Source organism: Pseudomonas sp. P20 (genome assembly GCF_016463925.1).
In the GTDB taxonomy this organism is placed as follows: Bacteria; Pseudomonadota; Gammaproteobacteria; order Pseudomonadales; family Pseudomonadaceae; genus Pseudomonas; species Pseudomonas aeruginosa.
Genome location: NZ_JAEMVM010000001.1, coordinates 94531 through 115769 on the forward strand (window position 1 = coordinate 94531; position 21239 = coordinate 115769).

The 21239-nt window shown below is 65.8% G+C and carries 25 protein-coding genes and 1 tRNA gene; 10 read left to right on the forward strand and 16 right to left on the reverse strand.

Annotation, left to right across the window (positions count from 1 at the left end; translation table 11 throughout):
* Positions 1 to 8 precede the first annotated feature (8 nt).
* Both JHD77_RS00400 and JHD77_RS00405 read right to left on the reverse strand, forming a co-directional pair.
* A complete protein-coding gene (locus JHD77_RS00400) occupies positions 9 to 1646 on the reverse strand; it encodes a DUF6531 domain-containing protein (protein ID WP_369810785.1) in 1638 nt (545 codons plus the stop codon).
* Positions 1647 to 2914: 1268 nt separating this feature from the next.
* A tRNA-Arg gene (locus JHD77_RS00405) sits at positions 2915 to 2991 on the reverse strand.
* 119 nt (positions 2992 to 3110) lie between these two features.
* Between JHD77_RS00405 and JHD77_RS00410 the strand changes: the two genes are divergently transcribed.
* The 4 genes from JHD77_RS00410 (at position 3111) to JHD77_RS00425 (ending at position 4573) form a co-directional block, all read left to right on the forward strand.
* Positions 3111 to 3629, forward strand: coding sequence for a GNAT family N-acetyltransferase (locus tag JHD77_RS00410; protein ID WP_003091762.1), 519 nt, complete (start codon positions 3111 to 3113; stop codon positions 3627 to 3629).
* 192 nt (positions 3630 to 3821) lie between these two features.
* On the forward strand, positions 3822 to 4100 hold the full coding sequence (locus JHD77_RS00415; RefSeq protein ID WP_003113127.1) for a hypothetical protein: 279 nt from the start codon (positions 3822 to 3824) through the stop codon (positions 4098 to 4100).
* 89 nt (positions 4101 to 4189) lie between these two features.
* Entirely contained in the window at positions 4190 to 4336 is a 147-nt protein-coding gene (locus tag JHD77_RS00420) for a hypothetical protein (protein ID WP_003091766.1), read from the forward strand.
* 51 nt (positions 4337 to 4387) lie between these two features.
* The gene (locus JHD77_RS00425) at positions 4388 to 4573 is read left to right on the forward strand and encodes a PA3371 family protein (protein WP_003098706.1); all 186 of its coding nucleotides are present in this window, start codon (positions 4388 to 4390) and stop codon (positions 4571 to 4573) included.
* A 38-nt stretch (positions 4574 to 4611) separates the two neighbouring features.
* Here JHD77_RS00425 and phnP read toward each other — a convergent pair whose 3' ends face one another.
* The 13 genes from phnP to phnC all read right to left on the reverse strand — a co-directional run bounded on the left by phnP (position 4612) and on the right by phnC (position 15236).
* A complete protein-coding gene (gene phnP / locus JHD77_RS00430; protein WP_003098705.1) occupies positions 4612 to 5382 on the reverse strand; it encodes a phosphonate metabolism protein PhnP in 771 nt (256 codons plus the stop codon).
* A complete protein-coding gene (gene phnN, locus JHD77_RS00435; protein WP_003098703.1) occupies positions 5373 to 5930 on the reverse strand; it encodes a phosphonate metabolism protein/1,5-bisphosphokinase (PRPP-forming) PhnN in 558 nt (185 codons plus the stop codon). The genes phnP and phnN overlap by 10 nt, the downstream gene beginning before the upstream one ends.
* Positions 5930 to 7093 carry an alpha-D-ribose 1-methylphosphonate 5-triphosphate diphosphatase gene (locus JHD77_RS00440; protein WP_003091776.1) on the reverse strand — a complete coding sequence of 388 codons (1164 nt, stop codon included), beginning with the start codon at positions 7091 to 7093 and terminating at the stop codon, positions 5930 to 5932. The genes phnN and JHD77_RS00440 overlap by 1 nt, the downstream gene beginning before the upstream one ends.
* Positions 7083 to 7799, reverse strand: a complete 717-nt coding sequence (gene phnL, locus JHD77_RS00445; protein WP_003098702.1) for a phosphonate C-P lyase system protein PhnL — start codon at positions 7797 to 7799, stop codon at positions 7083 to 7085. Before phnL ends, JHD77_RS00440 begins: the two co-directional genes overlap by 11 nt.
* Positions 7800 to 7848: 49 nt before the next feature.
* Positions 7849 to 8664: a phosphonate C-P lyase system protein PhnK gene (phnK, locus tag JHD77_RS00450; protein ID WP_003098701.1), complete on the reverse strand. Its 816-nt coding sequence runs from the start codon at positions 8662 to 8664 to the stop codon at positions 7849 to 7851.
* Entirely contained in the window at positions 8661 to 9545 is an 885-nt protein-coding gene (locus JHD77_RS00455) for an alpha-D-ribose 1-methylphosphonate 5-phosphate C-P-lyase PhnJ (protein ID WP_003098700.1), read from the reverse strand. Before JHD77_RS00455 ends, phnK begins: the two co-directional genes overlap by 4 nt.
* Positions 9542 to 10642: a carbon-phosphorus lyase complex subunit PhnI gene (locus JHD77_RS00460; RefSeq protein WP_003091786.1), complete on the reverse strand. Its 1101-nt coding sequence runs from the start codon at positions 10640 to 10642 to the stop codon at positions 9542 to 9544. Before JHD77_RS00460 ends, JHD77_RS00455 begins: the two co-directional genes overlap by 4 nt.
* Positions 10642 to 11271: a phosphonate C-P lyase system protein PhnH gene (phnH, locus tag JHD77_RS00465; protein ID WP_003098698.1), complete on the reverse strand. Its 630-nt coding sequence runs from the start codon at positions 11269 to 11271 to the stop codon at positions 10642 to 10644. Before phnH ends, JHD77_RS00460 begins: the two co-directional genes overlap by 1 nt.
* Positions 11271 to 11729, reverse strand: a complete 459-nt coding sequence (gene phnG, locus JHD77_RS00470) for a phosphonate C-P lyase system protein PhnG (protein ID WP_003122223.1) — start codon at positions 11727 to 11729, stop codon at positions 11271 to 11273. Before phnG ends, phnH begins: the two co-directional genes overlap by 1 nt.
* A gap of 9 nt (positions 11730 to 11738) precedes the next feature.
* The gene (gene phnF / locus JHD77_RS00475) at positions 11739 to 12461 is read right to left on the reverse strand and encodes a phosphonate metabolism transcriptional regulator PhnF (RefSeq protein WP_003091792.1); all 723 of its coding nucleotides are present in this window, start codon (positions 12459 to 12461) and stop codon (positions 11739 to 11741) included.
* A gap of 20 nt (positions 12462 to 12481) precedes the next feature.
* Positions 12482 to 13276 carry a phosphonate ABC transporter, permease protein PhnE gene (phnE, locus tag JHD77_RS00480; protein ID WP_003091793.1) on the reverse strand — a complete coding sequence of 265 codons (795 nt, stop codon included), beginning with the start codon at positions 13274 to 13276 and terminating at the stop codon, positions 12482 to 12484.
* Between the two features lie 66 nt (positions 13277 to 13342).
* On the reverse strand, positions 13343 to 14347 hold the full coding sequence (phnD, locus tag JHD77_RS00485) for a phosphonate ABC transporter substrate-binding protein (protein WP_003113119.1): 1005 nt from the start codon (positions 14345 to 14347) through the stop codon (positions 13343 to 13345).
* A gap of 52 nt (positions 14348 to 14399) precedes the next feature.
* Positions 14400 to 15236: a phosphonate ABC transporter ATP-binding protein gene (gene phnC / locus JHD77_RS00490; protein WP_003098696.1), complete on the reverse strand. Its 837-nt coding sequence runs from the start codon at positions 15234 to 15236 to the stop codon at positions 14400 to 14402.
* Positions 15237 to 15595: 359 nt separating this feature from the next.
* Between phnC and amrZ the strand changes: the two genes are divergently transcribed.
* The 4 genes from amrZ (at position 15596) to tsaA (ending at position 18057) form a co-directional block, all read left to right on the forward strand.
* A complete protein-coding gene (amrZ, locus tag JHD77_RS00495; RefSeq protein ID WP_003091802.1) occupies positions 15596 to 15922 on the forward strand; it encodes a transcriptional regulator AmrZ in 327 nt (108 codons plus the stop codon).
* Positions 15923 to 16075: 153 nt separating this feature from the next.
* On the forward strand, positions 16076 to 16441 hold the full coding sequence (locus tag JHD77_RS00500; protein WP_004365945.1) for a DUF2784 domain-containing protein: 366 nt from the start codon (positions 16076 to 16078) through the stop codon (positions 16439 to 16441).
* Positions 16442 to 16538: 97 nt separating this feature from the next.
* Entirely contained in the window at positions 16539 to 17309 is a 771-nt protein-coding gene (rhlG, locus tag JHD77_RS00505; protein ID WP_003138231.1) for a 3-oxoacyl-ACP reductase RhlG, read from the forward strand.
* A 52-nt stretch (positions 17310 to 17361) separates the two neighbouring features.
* Positions 17362 to 18057 (forward strand): tRNA (N6-threonylcarbamoyladenosine(37)-N6)-methyltransferase TrmO, encoded by a 696-nt coding sequence (gene tsaA, locus JHD77_RS00510; RefSeq protein WP_023097337.1) that lies wholly within the window; start codon positions 17362 to 17364, stop codon positions 18055 to 18057.
* A gap of 6 nt (positions 18058 to 18063) precedes the next feature.
* Here tsaA and JHD77_RS00515 read toward each other — a convergent pair whose 3' ends face one another.
* On the reverse strand, positions 18064 to 18366 hold the full coding sequence (locus JHD77_RS00515; RefSeq protein WP_003098690.1) for a putative quinol monooxygenase: 303 nt from the start codon (positions 18364 to 18366) through the stop codon (positions 18064 to 18066).
* A 60-nt stretch (positions 18367 to 18426) separates the two neighbouring features.
* On the opposite strand from JHD77_RS00515, the gene JHD77_RS00520 reads away from it, so the two are divergent.
* Both JHD77_RS00520 and nosR read left to right on the forward strand, forming a co-directional pair.
* A complete protein-coding gene (locus tag JHD77_RS00520) occupies positions 18427 to 18840 on the forward strand; it encodes a VOC family protein (RefSeq protein ID WP_023114558.1) in 414 nt (137 codons plus the stop codon).
* Positions 18841 to 19067: 227 nt separating this feature from the next.
* On the forward strand, positions 19068 to 21215 hold the full coding sequence (gene nosR / locus JHD77_RS00525) for a transcriptional regulator NosR (RefSeq protein ID WP_023101807.1): 2148 nt from the start codon (positions 19068 to 19070) through the stop codon (positions 21213 to 21215).
* Positions 21216 to 21239 lie beyond the last annotated feature (24 nt).

Sequence of the window (21239 nt, forward strand, 5' to 3'; positions counted from 1 at the left end):
CGTCCTTGTCAGCGGGTGGTGACGGTCTCGCCGGTCTTGCGTCCCTCGGCGTCGTACTGGTAGCGGGTGATCCGGCCGGGCTCGCTGACCTGCACCGGGAGGAACAGGGTCGGGTGCCAGTCGGTTGTGATGGTGCGCGCCTGCGCAGTGCCGGCGGCCTCGGTGCGCGTGGTCTCCAGGCCACGGGCGTTGTACTGGTAGGTGGTCAGGTTGCCGTTGTTGTCGCGTTTGCTGGTGAGTAGACCCTGGTCATCGTAGGTGAAGGTGGAATTGCTGCTGGGGCAGTTGGGAGAGGGCTCGCCTTCGATGGCGACGATGCGCTTGATGCCCTGGATCACCTGGAAGCGGTAGGTGGCCTGCTTGCCGTATTCGTTGGTGACGGTGGTGGAGCCGTCATCGTTGTAGGCGAGGGTGACCTTTTCGGCGCCGTTGGCGTGTTCGCTGGAGATGGCGCGGCCTTGGTCGTCGTAGGTCCAGGTGGCGAAGCGGCGATTGTTGTTATCCAGGATGCCTGTAAGTAGTTTTATGTTCCTCGGGTCGTCATAGAGGTACTGTGTTTTCGTGCTGTATTGCCCATCTGTTCGTGTTACCGAAGTGAGTCGCTGTTCCTTGTCGTATGTATACTCAATGGATATACCCCCTGTCTGAGCGCGAAGGAGTTGATGGTTGGCTCCCTCCGAGAGAACGAGTTTGTTGCCATGCTCGTCGCTAATCGTAAGATTAGCGCCTCGCTCTACACGATACTTTCGACCCTCCTTGGTCGTGAGCCTGGCGAGTTTTCCATACGGGTCAAACTCTATAGTTTCGTTGAGCTCCGAGGTATAGAAAAATCTTCCTGCTAGTCGGCTAAGCTTTCCCAGATCCGTGAGGGAAGTTAGATCTCTCCCGGCTCCTGTGAACTCCGAAACCTTTCCGTCTTCGCGGTAAAGTAGGTAGCTATCATCCTTGCGTGTTATGCGCGCAGAGAACGAATGACGCCATAATCCGTCCAGGCCATTGTAGTGTCGGGCAAGCGGAATCGGGGTTATTAAGTCATGCTCGACCTGATATTTGTTGCCATTGGTGATGTTGACCGGGTTTCCTGCGCACCCCTCCGGCGGCGGAGCCCCTTTGTCGGGGCCATTTTTATCTGGAAGCTTACAGCCAGCGTCATCCATTTCGTAACCGGGGCGACAATCACAACTGCCTGTTTCCGCATTATATTTAGCGCCTAAAGGGCAAAGATCACCAGCTCTGAATATAGAGCCGCCAACTTCACCAAAAGGCTCGCCTTTGTCAAAGCGCTTTAGAGAACAGGTAAAATCTTCATCAGAAACACGTCGCAAGTAATTGAGCGAATAAGTGTATCCAGTGCTCTGCCCCTGATGCTGGTAATAGGCCAGCGCCGCAGAACACCCTTCACTCGGGGAGCTATAAGGCTTCTCGTGCAAACTATAGATAAATGTGACTCCCCATGAAAAGACCTCAGCATTAGCTTCCTGAGCAAGCAATAGCGGGGGTAATGGGAATGCCATAAGCATTGATATTTTCAGGGCTGTTATACCTATATTAACCCTCATTATCCTTTCTCCGGAAAATAAACCGGCCCGCCATCGCGAAACCGGGAAAACATGGGGCAGAGTGATTCGTGGACGTGCTTCACTCACCCAGCCCACTCCCTCGCGTTTCGCTGTTAGAAGGTCAAACGGAATTTGATGAGCACCTACAAAGAACCTCCATTTCCTGCCACATCCCTGTTCGCAATGAAGCCCCTCGATCATCTACCCGGCTTACTATTCGCCCCAAATCCAGTGCCGATCATATCCGGCAGTCGAGTTTCGTATAGATGTTCACTGTATTCCGTGAGCCAGTCTTAAGAACCGACGGCGTTTACGCAAATTTCTGTCCGTGAGCCAGACGGGAGCAAGCACGCGGCCAAGGTGATTAAGCCAGGAATCTACCGACCTCGGACGAGGTGGCGCAGTCGGCCTGCCTTGCGGCCACCGCCGGCGGCAAAAACTCCAATGGAGGACGGCCAATGAGGATACCGTCCCGCTATGCCCAAGGACGATGAAACGACACCCCGGCAAAACCGGAAAATCGCCAGTTCGGATCTCCTGCAATGCAGGAAAACTCCCGGTATCTCGCCCAGGCTAAAGGACGCAAAACGTTCTTTTGAGCTGGGGACGAAATTCCTGAATTTTCAGGAGAGGGTCGCGCGACCGTGCCCACAATTTTGAGGAGACAGTCAGGCACCACAGATCACGACCACTACTAATGGGGGAAAGTGAGAAAAACCTACCTTGCCAGACCAGTCGCCGAGGGATCCCACCCGATACGGTACAAAAGCGTGCCCGTCGCATGTGCCGGAGACTTTCCCCCCATATACCGGAAAATTTTCCGGCATGGCTTGGCCAGGATCTGCAATGATTCCGCACTCCCCCTCCGGCCAGAGTCCGGAAAGTTTCTGGCCCCTCCTGATCGGCGGAAAATTCCGCCTATCTCCAGCACCTCATTCGCCTGGATGCGATCTGCCGGCACCGCCCTTAGGCACACCATCACATCGAGCCCAAACCTCGACGTAATGGCACTAGGCTAGAACTGCCCGGAAAACCACAATGAGGACGTGCTCTCGATGAAGGTGAAAGATCTCGAAGCTGCATCCAGCGATGCGCTTGGTAGGGTATTCGGAGGATTAAGAACGCGCGCGAAGGTCGCGATGAGAAGGGAAAGCGAGGATCGAGCTTACCGGGAGCGGCGCAGGCCACCCGGTTGTCCTGCTGGCGCTGACGACAGACATTTGAGCTGGCCGGCATGGAAAAGCCCCGTCTGAGCGATTCAGGACGAGGCTTTCTTTGTAGGCTTACTGCACCCACCATGCCCTGACAAAGAACTGGCCCGGGAGAAGCGATGTGCGGTAAGTGCCCGATATATTTGGCGTCCCGGAGAGGGGTCGAACCTCCAACCTTCCCCTTAGGAGGGGGATGCTCTATCCAATTGAGCTACCGGGACACGCCGGACATGGTGAGCGGTGCGCCGCGTCCGGGCGGCATGTTAACGGCAGAGAAAGCGTTTGTCATGCCACTGCCACCACGGCTGCGCATAATTTTCCGCAACCCTGGAGGTGCAGCATGAACCAGACCGTCGCCATTCCCGCCGCACAGGACCTGCCGGACGCTCCGCGCCAGCCGCGGATACCGGACTCCCCCTTCGCCAGCTTCGACGTGCGGATCGCCAGCGAGCACGACGCGCCGCGCCTGTCGTTGCTGCTACAGCAACTCGGTAGCGCCGATCCGCGCCCGGACCCGGCGTTGCTGGCCATCCAGCTGCAACGACCGCGCGGCGACCGGGTCACCCTGGTGGCCGAGCGCGGCGAGCGCCTGCTCGGCACCTGCACCCTGCATCTGATCGAACACCTGGCGCACGATTTCGCCCGCTCGGCGATTCTCGAAGACATGGTGGTCGACCGCCACGCCCGCGGCCAGGGCGTAGGCCGCGAACTGATCGGCCGGGCCGTGGAGCGCGCGCGCAGTTGGGGCTGCTACAAACTGGCGCTTTCCAGCCACCAGGACCGGGAAACCGCGCAGCGCTTCTATGCCGCGCTAGGGTTCACCAGCCACGGCGTAAGCCTGGCGCTGCATCTGGGCTGACATCATCATGCATTTTGCAACCGGTAAAATGCCCATCCGTGCAAAGTGCATGCGAGAGAGTCTCAGGCACATATATAATTCATTGATTTAAAAGGATTTTTTATAGAAAAAAGTTGGCACAACCGCTGCTACAAGACCCTCAGGATCAAACCTTGGCCATCTGCCTGGCAAAGCTACGAAATGGAGGTGAACATGAGCAGCTCACGCAACCTGGTCGGCACCGGACTTCTTTCCCTGCTGGCTCTCGTAGTCTTCCAGAACAGCGCACTGGGCGACGAGGACAGGACGCAGGAACGCAACGGCGAAAGGCCGGTAGTGCTGGACAGCAACGCAACGCCGCAGTGGGCACCCGCTGCGCAACAACTGGTGATCCAGGCGCCCGACGAATCCCCGCGCATCGTCACCGTAGGCGAGGACGAGCGCGGCACGGCGCTGGTGACCGCGGCCGACGAACAGGCCTGGACATTCTGACGAAGCAAGCGCCGGGAGACCGGCATCCAACGACGCTACACCGCCGCACAGGTCCCCGGGATGCTGGCGGGCGGAAAGGGAGAAAGAACATGTGGATCCTGGCTTTGCCGCTGACCGCCCTGGCCCTTTCGGTCGGCGTCTACGGGCTGCTCTGGCTGATAGAGCGCGGAGGAGACGAATATCCAGCGAAGCTTCCGCTGAGCGACAAGGGCGCCACGGAACCTCGGCGCCACTGAGCCGGCACAAGGAACAGCGAGCCCGACGGAGAGGGCTCCGGGAGTGAAACCATGTCACGATCCGCCGTCATTCTTCTGTTCGTAGTGATCGCCAGCGCGATCCTGGCGCTGAGCCTGCCGCCCGAGGCCACCCTCCTCGCCTGGTGCGCCTGGGGTCTGCTGGGCATTTCCGGCGCATGGCTGCTGTTTGCACTGGTGGTAGGTCGGCGAATCCGCTTCGATCCAAGCCTGGACTGATTTCGCCCGCAGCGCTTTGCCGGGCGCTACAGCGTCACTCACAGCGGCAGGCACACGCCGTCGCGCGCCAGTTCCACCCCTTCGGGCAACGCAGCGGGGTGGTCCAGCAGCCAGGCGTCCAGCGTATGCCCGACGTGAGTCAACACGGCCTGCCGGGGACGCAGCGAGTCGATGCACTCCAATGCCCGCGTGAGGTCGTTGTGGTTGCGCGGCGGCCGCTCCTGCGGCGGCATCGAGCAGTCCAGCACCAGCAGGTCCAGCGGCGCCGCGAGCAATCGCGAGGCGCTGTCCGCCGGCAGCCCGACGGTATCGGTGAGGTAGGCCAGGCGCCGTATCGTTCCCTCCTCGGAAGCCCCCTCCAGCAAGTAGCCGAAGGTTGGCTTCGAGTGGACCAGCGGCAACGCGGTCGCCGCCAGCGCGCCCCACTGGCGCCGCTCGAAGGCGCCGAAGGGCTGGCTGAAATCGAGGATGCCCGGATGCTTGTAGAGGTCGGCGAGGCCCTCCGGGTCGGCCGGGCCGTGCACCGGGATCACCAGACCCTGGCCCCAGCGCAGGTGCAGCAGGCCCTGGGCGTGGTCGGCGTGGTAATGGGTCTGGAGGATGCCATCGAGGCTATGGGGCGGGAAGCGCTCGCAGAGATCGACCAGGCCGCTGTCGATCAGCCAACGCTGGCCGGCGCACTCCAGCAGCGCGCTACAGGGACGGCGACGCAGGCCGGCGTCGGCGCGGGCGTTGCGACAGGCCGGGCAATCGCAACCGTAGACCGGCACCTGGCGGGCGTCGCCGGTGCCGAGCAGGGTCAGGCGCATGCGCGGTCGCTGCCGAGACGGGCCAGGAGGGTGCGTAGCGTGTCGTCGAGATCACCGGAGTTGTCCAGTTGGAACAGCGGGCCCTCCAGGCCGGCGGCGAACTCGGCGTTACGCGCCAGGCGCGCCTCGATTTCCTCGGGGCTTTCCCGGCCGCGCGCCAGCAGGCGCTGGCGCAGCACCTCGGGTTTCACCCCGAGCAGGACCGCGAGCAGATCCGGATAGCGCCGGCGGGCCTGCGCCAGGTAGCCGCGCGAGCCGTTCACCAGCACGTCGTAGCCCTGCGCCAGCCACTCGTCGATCTGCACCGGAATGCCATAGCAAAGGCCGTTGGCGCGCCAGCTCATGGCGAACGCCGAGGCCCGCTCGAGGGTGTCGAACTGCGCCGGAGTCACCGCCTGGGCGTCCTCCCCCACCGCTTCCGCGGAGCGCGTGATCACCCGCCGCACGATACGGCAGCCGCGCAGCGCCAGGGGCTCGCGCGCGGCCTGCAACAGGCTGTCCTTGCCCGAGCCGGAAGGCCCCATCAGATAAATCAGTCTGCCTGTCATCAGAACACTCTCTGCCCGCCGCGCCAGACCTGACGCACCACCGGCTGGTTGTTGCCGAGCGCCCGCGCCTGCAGCAGATCGGCGCGCAGGCCGACGCGGATTTCGCCACGATCGGTCAGCCCGGCGGCCAGCGCCGGGGTACGGCTGACCATCGCCACCGCGCGCGGCAGGTCGTAGCGGATCGCATCATACTCGCTGTGCTCGCCGGCGAGCAGCAAGGCCGCATGCAGCAGGCTGGCCGGATAGTAGTCGCTGGAAAGGATATCCAGCACGCCGATTCCCGCCAGTTGCGCCGCCGCCACGTTGCCCGAGTGGGAACCGCCGCGGACCACGTTGGGCGCGCCCATCAGCACCTGCAGGCCGTGCTCGTGGCTGGCCCTGGCGGCCTCCACGGTGGTCGGGAACTCGGCGATGGCCATGCCGTAGCCGGCCGACTCGCGGACATGCGCGAGGGTCGCGTCGTCATGGCTGGCCACCGACAGGCCGCGTCCCTGGCAGACATCGACGATGGCCGCACGGGCGGCGTCGCTGTAGCGCTCGGAGTTGGCTACCTGCTCGACGATGAAGGCGTCCATCTCGGCATCGCTCAGGTGGTACTTGCCCTGGTAGTACTCGCGGTACTTCTCCAGCCTGGCGAACTGGCGCTGGCCGGGGGCGTGGTCCATCACCGAGACCAGTTGCACCAGCGGATGCTCGACCAGTTCGCGGAACACCTCCAGCGTCTGCGGATGGCTGACCTCGCAACGCAGGTGCAGGCGATGGTCGGCGCGCGCGTCGCCGCTGGCGGCGGCCTCGCCGATGGCCTCGAGCATCTTCGGCAACTGCTGCATGCGCTTGCCCTTGGGGTTGACGTCGCCGATGGACAGCGCGTCGAACACCGTGGTGATTCCCGCGGCGACGATCTGCGCGTCGTGCGCCAGCACCGCCGAGGCCGATGGCCAGTCGACGCCGGGACGCGGGGTCATGTGCTTCTCCAGGTTGTCGGTGTGCAGCTCGACCAGACCGGGCAGCAGGTAGTCGCCCCCCAGGTCCTCGGCCCCGGCCAGGTGGCTGCGGCCTTCGTCGACCGCGGCGATCAGGCCGTCGCGCAGCAGCACGCTGCCGACGAAGACCCGCTCGGCGCTGACTACCCGGGCATTGCTGAGAACGCGTTCAGACGACATGGGCTTGCTCCTGGCGGGAAAGCTCCTGGCTCATGTCCAGGTAGCGGCTGGCCACCGCCTCGCGGGCGGCGCGGTCGTGGAAGATGCCGATCAACGCGGCGCCAGCGGCCTTGGCTTCGCCGATCAGCTCCAGCACTACCTGGCGGTTGGCTTCGTCGAGGGACGCGGTCGGCTCGTCGAGCAGCAGGATCGGCCACTCGACCATGAAGCCGCGGGCAATGTTGACGCGTTGCTGCTCGCCGCCGGAAAAGGTACCCGGCGCCAGTTGCCAGAGGCGTTCCGGGATGTTCAGCCGGGCCAGCAGGCTGCGCGCCCGCAGTTCGGCGCTGTCGCGGCTCCAGCCACGGGCCAGGGCCGGCTCCATGACCACGTCGAGGGTCGCCACCCGCGGGATCACCCGCAGGAACTGGCTGACGTAGCCGAGGGTCTGGCGACGCACGGCGAGCACCTCGCGAGGCTCGGCGCCGACCAGTTCCAGCCAGTCGCCGGCGTGGCGCAGGCGGATGCTGCCGCCGGCCGGCAGGTAGTTGCCGTAGAGCGTGCGCAGCAGGGTGCTCTTGCCGGCGCCGGAGCGTCCGTGGAGCACCAGGCATTCGCCGCCGGCGACATTGAAGTTGAGCCCGCGCAGCACATTGAGCACTACGCCCTGTTGCTGGTGCAGGGTGAAGGTCTTGCTAAGGTCGCGGACCTCGATCAGGTTGTTCATCGCTACTTCTCCGGGCGCCCGTCGCGCGGACCGGCGCCGACGCTTCGGCTCAGGGTTGCAGGACCGACGACACCAGCAATTGCGTGTACGGATGCTGCGGGTCGTCGAGAATCTGGTCGGTGAGACCGGCTTCCACCACCCGCGAACGGCGCATGACCATCAGGCGGTCGGCGAGCAGGCGCGCCACCGCCAGGTCGTGGGTGACGATCACCACCGCCAGGTCCAGCTCGCGCACCAGGCCGCGCAGCAGGTCGAGCAGGCGCGCCTGCACCGACACGTCGAGGCCGCCGGTGGGTTCGTCCATGAACACCAGGCGTGGCGCCGAGACCAGGTTGCGGGCGATCTGCAGACGCTGCTGCATGCCGCCGGAAAAGGTTCGCGGCAGGTCGTCGATGCGCAGCGGATCGATCTCCACCTGTTCCAGCCAGTCCAGCCCGGCCTGGCGCAGCCGACCGTAGTGGCGCACGCCCTGGGCCATCAACCGTTCGCCGATGTTGGCGCCGGCGGACACGCCCATGCGCAGGCCGTCGCGCGGGTTCTGCTCGACGAAGCCCCACTCGGTGCGCAGCAGGGTGCGCCGCTCGGCTTCGCTGGCGGCGTAGAGGTCCAGCCAGCGGTCGCCGTCGTCGCGGTAGGCGACCGTGCCGGCGTCCGGCGGACAGCGCCCGGAGAGCAACGAGAGCAGGGTCGACTTGCCCGAGCCGGACTCACCGACGATGCCCAGCACCTCGCCGGGGTAGAGATCGAAGTCGACCTCCTGGCAGCCCTTTTCCGGCCCGTACAGGCGGGTCAGGCCACGCACCGAGAGCAGCGGCCGGTCGCGCGCGTCGAGGTTCGCATCGATGGATTCGCAGACCGCGTTCATTGCGCGTCCTCCCCTTCTTCCTGGCAGGCACGCCGCTGCGTGCAGTAATCGGTGTCGGAACAGACGAAGCGCTTGCCGCCACGGTCGTCGACGATCAGTTCGTCCAGGTAGGACTCGTGGCTGCCGCAGAAGGCGCAGCTTTCTTCCCAGCGCTGGACTTCGAAGGGGTGGTCCTCGAAGTCCAGGCTCGCCACCCGGGTGAACGGCGGCACCGCGTACAGGCGTTTCTCGCGACCTGCGCCGAACAGCATCAGCGCCGGGCTCATGTCCAGCTTGGGGTTGTCGAACTTGGGAATTGGCGAGGGATCCATCACGTAGCGCTCGTCCACCGTAACCGGGTAGGCATAGCTGGTGGCGATATGGCCGAAGGTGGCGATGTCCTCGTAGAGCTTCACGTGCATCACCCCGTAGTCGTCGAGCGCATGCATGGTCCGGGTCTCCGCCTCGGAAGGCTCGATGAAGCGCAGCGGCTCGGGGATCGGCACCTGGTAGACCATGATCTGCTCGCCGCTCAGGGCGGTTTCCGGTATCCGGTGGCGGGTCTGGATCACCGTCGCCTCCGGGGTCCGTTCGGTGGTGGCGACCCCGGCGGTGCGGGCGAAGAAACGCCGGATGGATACCGCGTTGGTGGTGTCGTCGGCGCCCTGGTCGATCACCTTGAGCACGTCGTCGGCACCGAGGATGGCCGCGGTCACCTGCATGCCGCCGGTGCCCCAGCCGTAGGGCAGCGGCATCTCGCGGCCGCCGAAGGGCACCTGGTAGCCGGGGATCGCCACCGCCTTGAGCAGGCCGCGGCGGATCATGCGCTTGGTCTGCTCGTCGAGGTAGGCGAAGTTGTAGCCCTGCTCCGGCGCGGCGCTGGCTTGCGGGGAAAGGCTCATGCGCGCTTCTCCTGGACAGTGGGTTGCGCGGATTCGGCGACGCCGGGACGACGCAGCTTGCGAATCAGCTCCAGCTCGGACTGGAAATCGACGTAGTGCGGCAGCTTCAGGTGCGAGACGAAGCCACCGGCCTCGACGTTGTCGCAGTGCATCAGGACGAACTCTTCCTGCTGCGCCGGCGACACCACCTCCTCGCCGTATTCCTCGGCGCGCAGGGCGCGGTCGACCAGGGCCATGCCCATCGCCTTGCGCTCGGCGTAGCCGAAGGCCAGGCCGTAGCCACGGGTGAATTGCGGCAGCTCCTCGCGGGAACCGACGAACTGGTTGACCATCTCGCACTCGGTGACCTCGATCTCGCCCACCGGCACCGCGAAGCCGAGTTCCTCGGGCTCCAGCCAGACCTCGCAGGCGCCGATGCGGATCTCCCCGGCGAACGGATGGTTGCGGCCGTAGCCGCGCTGGGTCGAATAGCCCAGGGCGAGAAGGAAGCCCTCGTCGCCGCGGGCCAGGGCCTGCAGGCGCTGGGCGCGGCCGGTGGGGAAGTCGAGCGGCTCGCGGGTGATATCCGGCACCGCGCCGGGCAGTTCGTACTCCGGCGTCATCAGGCCTTCCCGGTCGAGCAGGCCGAGCACGCGCGGACAAGGCTCCAGGGACGCGCCCCGCTCCACTTCGGGGCCGGGGTAGTCGCCCTCGGCGAGCAGGCTGAAGTCGAGCAGGCGATGGGTATAGTCGAAGGTCGGACCGAGCAGTTGCCCGCCCGGCAGGTCCTTGTAGGTCGCCGAGATCCGTCGTTGCAGGCGCATCCCGGCGGTGTCCAGCGGCAGGCTGGCGGCGAAGCGCGGCAGCGTGGTGCGGTAGGCGCGGAGAAGGAAGATCGCTTCCATCAGGTCGCCGGCCGCCTGCTTGATCGCCAGTGCCGCCAGTTGCTCATCGTACAGCGAACCCTCGGTCATCACCCGCGACACGGCCAGCGGCATCTGCTGGCGGATCTGCTCCACCGACAGCTCCGGCAGCGCGGTATCGCCGCGGCGCTTGCGCGCCAGCAGGCGATGGGCGTTGTCGATGGCCTTCTCGCCACCCTTGACGGCTACGTACATCAGGCCACCTCCTCGACGGGTTCGCTGACCCGGGTACTGCGTGGCAGGCCGAGGATGCGCTCGCCAGCGGCGAAGAAGGCATCCAGGCCCCTGGGGAATTCGGTGCGTGCGGCACGCTGCGCCCAGAACCCGGTGCTCACCGGCAACGCCACCTGGCGCACCTCGGCGATACCCGGCCCGCGCCACTCCAGCGAGGCGCCGCCATCGAGGCCGGCAAGCTGGATCAGCAGGGTGCAGGACTGGTCCGGATAACGGTCGCTGCCGCTGTCGAAGCCGCTCAGGTCGTCCAGCTCGCCTTCGTCGAGCAAGGCGAACAGCGCCTGCTCACGCTCGGCGACGATCGGGCAGCCGCAATGGAAGGCCAGGTTGGCGCGCAACGTCGGGCTGTCGAGACCCGGCGCCAGCCACAGCGGGGTATCGGAGTCGAGGAAGCTCAGGCACAGCGCGTAGCTGGCCGGTTGCAACGCGGCCAGCGCCGGTGCGCGGTCGAGGTTGCGCACCAGCCCCGGTTCGGCGAGGGCCTTGAGCGCCGCGCGGAAACTCCGCTGGGCATCCAGGACCGGGTCCTGGAACGCCGGTTGCAATAGCGCGGCGGTATCCGCCGGGCTGGGAAGCGAAGCGCTGGTCATCAATCTTCTCCTCGGACCAGGGTGAAGAACTCCACCTTGGTAGTGGCGATTTCCGCCTCCTGGGCGGCGCGGCGCTCGGCCTGGGTGCGGGCCAGCGGTTCGATCAGGCGCGCCTGCCAGGCCGCCGCGTCGGCGCCCTGCAGGTGCGCGTCGGCCAGGGCGGCCAGTTCGGCGTGGCGCTTGTCGCGCCCGGCGACATAGCTGTAGCCGGTGCGTCCGTCACCGAGCCGCACCACGCAGCGGGTCACGATCATCTCGCCGAGGTTGAACGGGCTGCCGGTGCCGCCCATGCGTCCGCGCACCAGGGTCATGCCGGTCTCGGCGGCGCGCAGCAGGTGATAGTCGGCATCGCGCAGGGCGTCCGCATGGGCGTCCAGCTCCTCGCGACGGGCGCGGGCGAGCACGCCCATCCAGCGCTGTCGTGCGGCGATGGTGGGATCGGAATGCAAGGCGGTCATGGGCTTCTCCTAGGGGGCGACCTGGTACTGGAAGCGATCGGCGCGGCTGATCGACTGGGCCAGTTCCACCGGTTGGCCGGTACGGTCGCGGGACAGGGTGAGGACGGTGAGCAACGGCGCATGGCGGGGCATCAGCAGGCGCGCCGCCTCCTCGCGATTGGGCAGGCGCGCACCGATCAGGCTGTAGGTGCGGGTCAGCGGCAGGCCTTTGTCGGCCAGGTAGCGACGCAGCGAACCGCCCTGGTAGTCGGCGAGCAGCTCGCTGCGGGAAACGGCGTAGCAATGGCGGATCAGGCTCACTGGCTGGCCGTCGAGGTAACGCAGGGTGGTCAGTTCCAGCACCCGCCCGCCCTCGCCGATCCCCAGGTGGGTGGCCTCGGCGGCGCCGGCCGGACGCTGGCGCGCCTCCAGCAGCCGGGCCTCGACCCGGTGGCCCTGGGCCGAGAGCGACTCGGTGTAGGCGTTGGCGGCGCCCATCGGGTAGATCGTCGGCGCCTCCAGGACCTGGGTGCCCTTGCCCTGGCGCCGCAGCACGCGGCCTTCGAGCACCAGTTCGTCGAGCGCCCGGCGCAGGGTATGGCGGTTCACCGCGAAGCGCTGGGCCAGCTGGATCTCGCCGGGCAGGTAGTCGCCGGGGCGGTAGGCCAGCAGTTCCTGGCGCAGCCGTTCGGCCAGTTCGCGGTACAGCGGTTCGCTTTGTCTAGACAAGTGCATGGTTTGGAAAGGGCGCACCAGGCGCCCTCCTCGCGTCGTCAGATGAACAGCTTGCGCAGGCGTTGTGACAGAACGTCGATCAGGCTCACCACCACGATGATCACGATCAGCACGGCGCAGGTCTGGCCGAACTGGAAGCCGCGGATGGCCTCCCAGAGGATCACGCCGATGCCGCCGGCGCCGACCATCCCGACCACGGTGGCGGAACGCACGTTGGACTCGAAGCGGTACAGCGAATAGGAGATCCACAGCGGCAGGACCTGCGGGATGACCCCGAAGATGACCTCCTGCAGGGCGCTGGCACCGGTGGCGCGGACGCCTTCGACCGGACCGGGGTCGATCGCCTCGACCGCCTCGGCGAAGAGCTTGGCGAGCACCCCGGTGGTGCTGATGAACAGCGCCAGCACGCCGGCGAACGGGCCCAGGCCGACGGCGACCACGAAGAGCATGGCGAAGACCATCTCGTTGATCGAACGGCAGGCATCCATCACCCGCCGCACCGGCTGGTAGACCCACCAGGGCACGATGTTCTCGGAGGCCAGGATCGACAGCGGGATGGCGCAGACGATGGCCAGCACCGTGCCCCAGAGGGCGATCTGCACGGTGACCAGCATCTCGCTGAGGTAGAGCTTCCAGTTGCCGAAGTCCGGCGGGAAGAAGTCGGCGGCGAAGGTCGCCATGTTGCCGGCGTCGCGGAACAGCACGGCCGGGTTCATTTCCGCGCCCTTCCAGGACCAGGCGAGGATGGCGAGGAACAGGCCCCAGCCGACCAGGCGTCCCCAGGATGGCTTGCCGGTGGCGGCCGCCGCGGCGGTGGTGCTCAGAGTGCTCATATCGGGAATCTCGACAGCGGTATTGGCGAATCGGGTGGGCGCGGCGCCGGCCGCGCCCGGGGTGGATCAGCCGGCGTTGGCGGCGGTTTTCTGCTCGCGCTCGGCCATGCGTTTCTCCAGCTTGGCCAGCTCCTCGTCGAGGGCCTTCAGCTTGGCGGCCTTCTCCTCGGCGCCGAGGTTGGCGTTGTTCGCCACGTCGGTGCGCTGCTTGAACAGCTCGAGCTGGCGGATCGGCAGCAACTGGTCGTCGTCGGAGGGCTGGAACTTCGACCATTGCAGGTCGGCGAGGACCTTCTTCTGCTCGGCGTTGGCGCCGTACTTGAAGAAGAAGTCGCGCAGCTTGTTCTTCTGCTCGTCGCTCAGGTTGTTGCGCCACACCAGCGGGTCGCCCGGGATCAGCGGCGACTTCCAGATCACCTTGAGCTGCCTGGCCTTCTCCGGCTGGGTCAATTCCAGGCGCTCCATGCCCTCGGTATTGAAGGTGGCGACGTCGACCTGCTTGTTGGCCACCGCCAGTGCGTTGACCTCATGGCTGGAATTGAGGGTGCGCTTGAAGGCCTTGACCGGGTCGACGTTGTTCTTGGCGAACACGTAGTAGCCGGGCACCAGGTAGCCGGACGTGGAGTTCGGATCGCCGTTGCCGAAGGTCAGGCTCTTGGCGTTCGCCAGCATGTCCTCGAGGCTGTCGATCTTGCTGTCCTTGTTGGCGATCAGCAGGCTCCAGTAGCCCGGCGCGCCACTGGCGGCGACGGTCTGGGCGAAGATCTCGCCGTGGGCGCGATCCACCGCTTCCATGGCGGCCTTGTTGCCGTACCAGGCGATGTCGACCTTGTCGAAACGCATGCCCTGGATGATCCCGGCGTAGTCGGGGGCGAAGAAGGCCTTCACCTGGTAGCCGGTCTGCTGGCTCATGTCCTTGAGGAAGGGTTCCCAGATGCTCTTGAGGTTCTGCGACGACTCGGTGGAGATGATCCCGAAATTGATCACCGGTTGGTCGGCGTGCGCCATCCCGGCAAGGGAGCCGGCGAGCAGGGCGGAAGCCGCGAGCACACGACTGAAGCGTTTCAACATGGAGAGAACTCCTGGGCAGGGTTTGGCGGGTTTTTATGCGGTTCGAATGACGTCAGGCGCGCGCGAGGGTCAGTTCCGGCTGGCTCTCCGCCCCTCGCCGGGCACGGTCGGAAAACAGCAGCGGGGTGTCCCCTTCGGCGCCGTAGAGTTCGTTGAGGAAGCCTTCGGAAAGGTGCTCGCTGCTGCCGTCGAAGAGGATCCGGCCGCCCTTCAGGGCCACCGCGCGCGGGCAATAGCGCAACGCGTAGTCGACCTGATGCAGGGTCACCACCACGGTCTTGCCGTCGTGGCGGTTGATGTCGGCGAGGATGTCCATCACCTTGCGCGCCGACTCCGGGTCGAGCGAGGCGATCGGTTCGTCGGCGAGAATCACCTCGGCCTTCTGGGTCAGGGCGCGGGCGATGGCCACGCGCTGCTGCTGGCCGCCGGAAAGGGTCGAGGCGCGCTGCCCGGCGAAATCGGCCAGGCCGACCCGCGCCAGCGCTTCCAGGGCCTGGCGCTTCTGCTCGGCGCTGAACAGCCCCAGCGAACCGCGCCAGCGCGGCATGCGACCGAGGAAGCCGAGCAGGACGTTGTCCAGCACGCTGAGGCGGTTGACCAGGTTGAACTGCTGGAAGATGTAGCCGATGTCGGCGCGCAGGCGACGCACTTCGCCGCTCAGGCGGCCGGACGCCTGCAGGCGGCGACCCAGCACGTCGATGCTGCCGCCGTTGTCGCGGTCGCAGCGGGCGAGCCCGGCGACGTGACGCAGGAGCGTGGATTTGCCGGAGCCGGATGCACCGATCAACGCCACCATCTCGCCCGCCTGGATCTCCAGCCTCAGGTTGAAAAGCGCCTGCTTGCGGGCAAAGGTCTTGTTCAGGCTGTCGACACGGATCACCGCGCTCATCGTTCTCCCTCCAATCGGTTGCACGAAGACGCCAGCGGCGCCATCTGGTGTAGACCAAGATAGAAGGAGACTGTGTCAGCCCGGTGAAGTGACGATGACAGTCGAGTGACAATCCCTGAACGACCGGTGGTCAGAAGGCCATCATCCAACCCCCAGTAAAAAACTAGGCTTTTGCTGAATCGCTCGCATTTCAGATAGCTGGTACTGGCAAAACGCCGGCACGCAACGCACAATTGACGTCAACTAATTGTTGTTTCCGAAATAACAGACTGAACGGCTAGCGGAAATCGTGGTCATAGGCCCGAGAACAATGAACGCTTCCTCGGCACCGCTTTTCCCTGACTCTACAGGTTCAATGTATGCGCCCACTGAAACAGGCAACTCCTACCTACTCCAGCCGTACCGCTGACAAATTCGTCGTTCGTCTGCCCGAGGGCATGCGTGAGCAGATCGCAGAAGTCGCTCGCAGCCATCACCGCAGCATGAACTCCGAGATCATCGCCCGACTCGAGCAGAGCCTGCTCCAGGAAGGGGCGCTGCAAGACAATCTCGGTGTTCGCCTGGACAGCCCGGAACTCAGCCTGCACGAGCGCGAGCTGCTGCAGCGTTTCCGCCAGCTGACCCACCGTCAGCAGAACGCGCTGGTCGCCCTGATCGCACACGATGCGGAGCTGGCCCAGGCCTGAGCGCCGAAGCCCACGCGTAGCGCTTGAAATGGCCGGCATTCGCCGGCTTTTTCTTTATGGATGGCCAAACCATGGGCGAGTAACCGCAAGGCGGTTATCCGCCGGCCCCTGTAGCGGTGGCGTTATCCCTCCAACGCCACGAGGGAGAGCCGAATGAGCTATCGCCTGGCCGCCGATGCCCTGGTCTGGCTGCACCTGGGCTTCATCCTGTTCGTCCTGTTCGGCGGCCTGCTGCCGTTGCGCTGGCCACGCCTGGCCTGGCTGCACCTGCCAGCGGTAGCCTGGGGCTGCGCGGTGGAGTTTCTCGGCCTGCCCTGTCCGCTGACCCCGCTGGAGAATCGTCTGCGCCGGGCCGCCGGGGACGCCGGCTACAGCGGCGGCTTCGTCGAGCACTACCTGTTGCCGCTGATCTATCCCGCCGGCCTGACCCCGGCGGTGCAGTGGATCCTTGGCGCCATCGTTCTGCTGCTCAACCTGATCGTCTACCTGTATCTGTTGCATCGCCGCGGTAGCCGCTGAGCCACGGATGCCACGTCATTCCGTACCTGGATAATGCTGCGCCGGCAGCGAGGCGAATCGTAGGCTGATCTCCCCTGCCCAGCCCGGAGTGTTTCCCATGCATCCCTATTTCAGCCTCGCCGGCCGCGTCGCCCTGGTCACCGGCGGCAGCCGCGGCATCGGCCAGATGATCGCCCAGGGTCTTCTCGAAGCCGGCGCCCGCGTCTTCATCTGCGCACGTGACGCAGAGGCCTGCGCCGACACCGCCACACACCTCTCGGCCTACGGCGATTGCCAGGCGATCCCTGCCGACCTTTCCAGCGAAGCCGGTGCCCGGCGCCTGGCGCAGGCGCTCGGCGAACTCAGCGCGCGGCTGGATATCCTGGTGAACAACGCCGGCACCAGTTGGGGCGCAGCGCTGGAAAGCTATCCGGTGTCCGGCTGGGAAAAGGTCATGCAGCTCAATGTCACCTCGGTGTTTTCCTGCATCCAGCAACTGCTGCCGCTGCTGCGCCGCTCGGCCAGCGCGGAAAATCCGGCGCGAGTGATCAACATCGGCTCGGTGGCGGGCATCAGCGCCATGGGCGAACAAGCCTATGCCTACGGGCCGAGCAAGGCCGCGCTGCATCAACTGTCGCGGATGCTGGCGAAGGAACTGGTCGGCGAGCACATCAATGTCAACGTGATCGCTCCCGGACGCTTCCCGAGCCGCATGACCCGTCACATCGCCAATGACCCGCAGGCACTGGAGGCGGACAGCGCGTCGATTCCCATGGGCCGCTGGGGTCGCCCGGAGGAGATGGCGGCGCTGGCGATCAGCCTGGCCGGCACCGCCGGCGCCTACATGACCGGCAACGTGATCCCCATCGACGGCGGTTTTCATCTCTGAGCGCCGCCAATCCGGGTAACATGACGCCCCCGACCGCTCGCCTCGTCCCGCCATGACCCACAGCGTTTCTCCCATCGGCTACATCCGCTCCTGCTTCATGGAGAAGTTCGCCATCCCGCGCCAGCCGCTGCTCGCGCCGGCGGCGCGGGGGACCCTGGAACTGCTGCCGCCGTTCGACCAGGTGGAAGCGCTGGAAGGCCTGGAGCAGGTCAGCCATGTCTGGCTGCTGTTCCTCTTCCACCAGGCCCTGGAAGACAAGCCGCGACTGAAGGTGCGCCCGCCGCGCCTGGGCGGCAACCGCTCGCTGGGAGTCTTCGCCACCCGCGCCACCCATCGGCCGAACGGCATCGGCCAGTCGGTGGTGCGCCTGGAGGGCTTCGAAGCGGGGCGCCTGTGGCTTTCCGGAATCGACCTGCTCGACGGCACCCCGGTACTCGATATCAAGCCCTACGTACCCTACGCCGACGCCGTGGCCGACGCTCGCAACGGCATCGCCGACGCGCCGCCGCCGGGCATCGCCGTGGAGTGGAGCGAGCAGGCGCGGCGCCAGGCCCATGAGCACGGCCAGCGGTTGCGGCAGCCGGTAGCCGAGCTGATCGAGCAATGCCTGGCGCAGGACCCACGCCCGGCCTACCAGAAGCCAGAGCCCGGGCGCCGCTACGGGGTGCGCCTGTGGGACCTCGACGTGCATTGGCACTACCCGCGCCCGGACCTGATCCGCGTGCTGGACGTCGCCCGCGGCGACTGAGCCTTCTCAGCGCAGCGGATTGAGCGCCAGCGCGTCGCTTTCGAAGACTTCCTGTTCGAGGATCAGCGGCTCGACCAACGGTCGGCTGTCGCGGAAATGCGCGGTGCGGGTGTGCGCCTCGTAGGCCGCGTCATCGCGATAGACCTCGTAGAGATAGACCAGGTCAGGGTCCTGTCGGTCGCGGGAAACGTCGAACACCAGGCAGCCGGGCTCGGTGGACACGGAAGCGGCGGCGTTGACCTGGATGGCATCGATGAAAGCCTCGGCGCAGCCGGGCCTGAGGCGGGTCTTGATAAAGATGCAGTACACGGAAACTTCCTTTTGTTTTAGATTTATAAAATTATTGTATACAAAAAAGGAAGCAAACCCATGTCCGACCGCCCTGCCCGCCCCTCCCGCCTCAACGGCCTGCGTCACCTCGCCCTGCTGGTGCCCAACCTGGAAGAATGCGAGCGCTTCTATGTCGACGTACTGGGCATGGAAGTGCTGAACCGCGCCAACGAAGACCTGGTGTATCTCACCTGCGGCAACGACAACCTTTCCCTTGGCCGCGCCCACGCTGCCAGCAACGGCCTGCAGACCATGGATCACTACGGCTTCGTCGTCGACAGCGTGGAGGAACTGGAGGCCTGGTACCGTTACCTGAAGGCGCTGGGCGTGACCCTGCTCGACCACCCCTTCGACCACGGCGACGGCGCGCGCAGCTTCCACCTGCTCGACCCGGCGGGCAACAAGGTGCAGCCGCTGTACCATCCAGCGGTATCCGGGCAACGCCTGGCCTGAGCCTCGGGCAGCCCTCTCCCCTCTCCCTGAAGGGAGAGGGGCGACTCGGTACACTGAGTGCCAGCAACCTCGCTTGTTCCTCATCTCCACTTCTTGACTTTCATCAAGCGCGTTCCGCCCCCGCTCCTCCTAGCATCCGGCAACGGAAGCGATTCCACCGCCAGGCGCAGACCCCACCGCAGCGCGGCGTCCCTTTTTTCGCCGGTAGCCAGTAGTAGATGGAACCTATGCGCGCCCTTCGTTTTTCCGCCGGATCGTGGCGGTGTGTCTTCGCCTGGATGCTCCTGCTGGTCGGCCTCGCCGCCCAGGGTGCCGAACTCAGCGATTTGGAGCGCCTGCGCATCGCCCAGGTATTCCCCGCGGTCGAGCGGATCGGCGACCCCGAAGGCGACTACGGCGTACGCCGCCTGAGCAAGGGCGAGGAAACCCTCGGCTACGCCTTCCAGACCCTCAGCGTCACCGACATCCCGGCTTACTCCGGCAAGCCGATCAACCTGCAGGTGATCCTCGATCCGCAGGCGGTTATCCGCGACGCCTACGTCCTCGAACACCACGAACCGATCCTGCTGATCGGCATCCCGGAAGAGAAGCTGCACGCCTTCAGCGCCAGGTACGACGGCGTGCGCGCCGACCAGCGGGTGGTGGTCGGCCGCTCCAGCGACCCGCAGGCGGTTACCGTCGACGCGGTGAGCGGCGCCACGGTGACGGTGATGGTGGTCAACGAGATCGTCATGCGCGCCGCACATACAGTGGCGGTTTCCCTCGGCCTGATCGAGGACCGCGGCAATGTGCGGCCCAAGCCGGCGCAGGTGCGCCAGCAACCGGCAGCGACGGCGAGCTGGAGCGAATTGCTCGGCAACGGTGCGATCCGCCGCCTGCAGTTGAGTCGCGGGCAGATCGACGACGCCTTCAAGGGCAGCGAGGCCGAAGGCATCGGCGAAGCCGACGCGGCGCACCGCGACGAGCCGTTCATCGATCTCTACAGCGCCCTGCTCAACCCTCCCGCGGTGGGCCGCAGCCTGCTCGGCGACAACCAGTACCGCGAACTGATGGCGTCGCTGAAGCCAGGCGAATACGCCTTCGTCGTGCTCGGCGACGGCGAGTATTCCTTCAAGGGTTCCGGCTACGTGCGCGGTGGCATCTTCGATCGGGTCCAACTGCGCCAGTTCGGCGACATCATCAGCTTCCGCGACCTCGACTACCAGCGCCTGTCGGACGTCTATGCCGAAGGCATGCCGGAGTTCCGCGAGATGGCGATCTTCGTCGCCCGCGCCAGCCAGCGTTTCGATCCGGGCTCGCCCTGGACCCTGGAGTTGCTCGTGCGGCGCCAGACCGGCCCGGTGGCGGGGGTATTCACCAGCTTCGAGCTGGCCTGCCAGACGCCCGAGGAATACCTGGAGCGGCCGCAGCCAACGGCCGAGGAACTGGCCGCCCTGGAAGAGGCTGCCCGGCCGCTGTGGCTGCGGGTCTGGTACCAGAAGAGTTTCCAGGTCGGGGTCCTCTGTACCGCCCTCGTCCTGCTCCTGGCGATCCTCTTCCTCCAGGACCGCCTGGTGCGACGGCCGCGCCTGATGCAGCGACTGCGCACCGGCTACCTGGCGTTCACCCTGGTCTACCTGGGCTGGTACAGCCTCGGCCAGCTATCGGTGGTCAACGTGCTGACCTTCGTCCACGCGCTGTTCGAAGGCTTCCGCTGGGAGCTGTTCCTCAGCGACCCGCTGCTGTTCATCCTCTGGACCTTCACCGCAGCCAGCCTGCTGCTCTGGGGCCGCGGCGTGTTCTGCGGCTGGCTGTGCCCGTTCGGTGCGCTACAGGAACTGCTCAACGAACTCGCGCGCAAGCTCCGCGTGCCGCAGTTCCAGGTGCCGTTCGCCGTGCACGAGCGGCTCTGGGCGATCAAGTACATCATCCTGCTGGTGCTCTTCGGTCTCTCCCTGGAATCCCTGGCGCTGGCCGAGCAGGCCGCGGAGGTGGAGCCGTTCAAGACCGCCATCACCCTCGGCTTCGACCGCCAGTGGTGGTTCGTCGCCTACGCCGTCGCGCTGCTGGTGGTCAACCTGTTCACCCGCAAGGTCTATTGCCGCTACCTCTGCCCGCTGGGCGCGGCCCTGGCGATCCCGGCCAAGGCGCGCCTGTTCGACTGGCTCAAGCGCCGCGCGGAATGCGGCAGGCCCTGCCAGCTCTGTGCCCGCGAATGCGAGATCCAGGCGATCCATCCCGACGGCCGCATCGAGGCCAACGAATGCCACTACTGCCTCGACTGCCAGATGACCTACCACGACCAGGACAAGTGCCCGCCGCTGGTGAACAAGCGCAAGAAGCGCGCGAAGAGCGCGCCGGCGGACAACGCGCGGATACCCGCGGAGAACCTCTGACCTGGCTCCCTTTCCCCTGACTGC

Bases quoted from the DNA above. Each gene is read 5' to 3' on its own strand.
- JHD77_RS00410 (WP_003091762.1), top strand. From the start codon at position 3,111: ATGAACCAGACCGTCGCCATTCCCGCCGCACAGGACCTGCCGGACGCT.
- phnH (WP_003098698.1), bottom strand. From the start codon at position 11,271: ATGACCAGCGCTTCGCTTCCCAGCCCGGCGGATACCGCCGCGCTATTG.
- JHD77_RS00520 (WP_023114558.1), top strand. From the start codon at position 18,427: ATGTCCGACCGCCCTGCCCGCCCCTCCCGCCTCAACGGCCTGCGTCAC.
- phnN (WP_003098703.1), bottom strand. From the start codon at position 5,930: ATGACAGGCAGACTGATTTATCTGATGGGGCCTTCCGGCTCGGGCAAG.
- JHD77_RS00425 (WP_003098706.1), top strand. From the start codon at position 4,388: ATGTCACGATCCGCCGTCATTCTTCTGTTCGTAGTGATCGCCAGCGCG.
- JHD77_RS00500 (WP_004365945.1), top strand. From the start codon at position 16,076: ATGAGCTATCGCCTGGCCGCCGATGCCCTGGTCTGGCTGCACCTGGGC.
- amrZ (WP_003091802.1), top strand. From the start codon at position 15,596: ATGCGCCCACTGAAACAGGCAACTCCTACCTACTCCAGCCGTACCGCT.
- rhlG (WP_003138231.1), top strand. From the start codon at position 16,539: ATGCATCCCTATTTCAGCCTCGCCGGCCGCGTCGCCCTGGTCACCGGC.
- phnD (WP_003113119.1), bottom strand. From the start codon at position 14,347: ATGTTGAAACGCTTCAGTCGTGTGCTCGCGGCTTCCGCCCTGCTCGCC.
- JHD77_RS00455 (WP_003098700.1), bottom strand. From the start codon at position 9,545: ATGAGCCTTTCCCCGCAAGCCAGCGCCGCGCCGGAGCAGGGCTACAAC.
- tsaA (WP_023097337.1), top strand. From the start codon at position 17,362: ATGACCCACAGCGTTTCTCCCATCGGCTACATCCGCTCCTGCTTCATG.
- phnE (WP_003091793.1), bottom strand. From the start codon at position 13,276: ATGAGCACTCTGAGCACCACCGCCGCGGCGGCCGCCACCGGCAAGCCA.
- phnG (WP_003122223.1), bottom strand. From the start codon at position 11,729: ATGACCGCCTTGCATTCCGATCCCACCATCGCCGCACGACAGCGCTGG.
- JHD77_RS00460 (WP_003091786.1), bottom strand. From the start codon at position 10,642: ATGTACGTAGCCGTCAAGGGTGGCGAGAAGGCCATCGACAACGCCCAT.
- nosR (WP_023101807.1), top strand. From the start codon at position 19,068: ATGCGCGCCCTTCGTTTTTCCGCCGGATCGTGGCGGTGTGTCTTCGCC.
- phnC (WP_003098696.1), bottom strand. From the start codon at position 15,236: ATGAGCGCGGTGATCCGTGTCGACAGCCTGAACAAGACCTTTGCCCGC.
- JHD77_RS00420 (WP_003091766.1), top strand. From the start codon at position 4,190: ATGTGGATCCTGGCTTTGCCGCTGACCGCCCTGGCCCTTTCGGTCGGC.
- JHD77_RS00415 (WP_003113127.1), top strand. From the start codon at position 3,822: ATGAGCAGCTCACGCAACCTGGTCGGCACCGGACTTCTTTCCCTGCTG.
- phnP (WP_003098705.1), bottom strand. From the start codon at position 5,382: ATGCGCCTGACCCTGCTCGGCACCGGCGACGCCCGCCAGGTGCCGGTC.
- phnL (WP_003098702.1), bottom strand. From the start codon at position 7,799: ATGAACAACCTGATCGAGGTCCGCGACCTTAGCAAGACCTTCACCCTG.
- phnK (WP_003098701.1), bottom strand. From the start codon at position 8,664: ATGAACGCGGTCTGCGAATCCATCGATGCGAACCTCGACGCGCGCGAC.
- JHD77_RS00440 (WP_003091776.1), bottom strand. From the start codon at position 7,093: ATGTCGTCTGAACGCGTTCTCAGCAATGCCCGGGTAGTCAGCGCCGAG.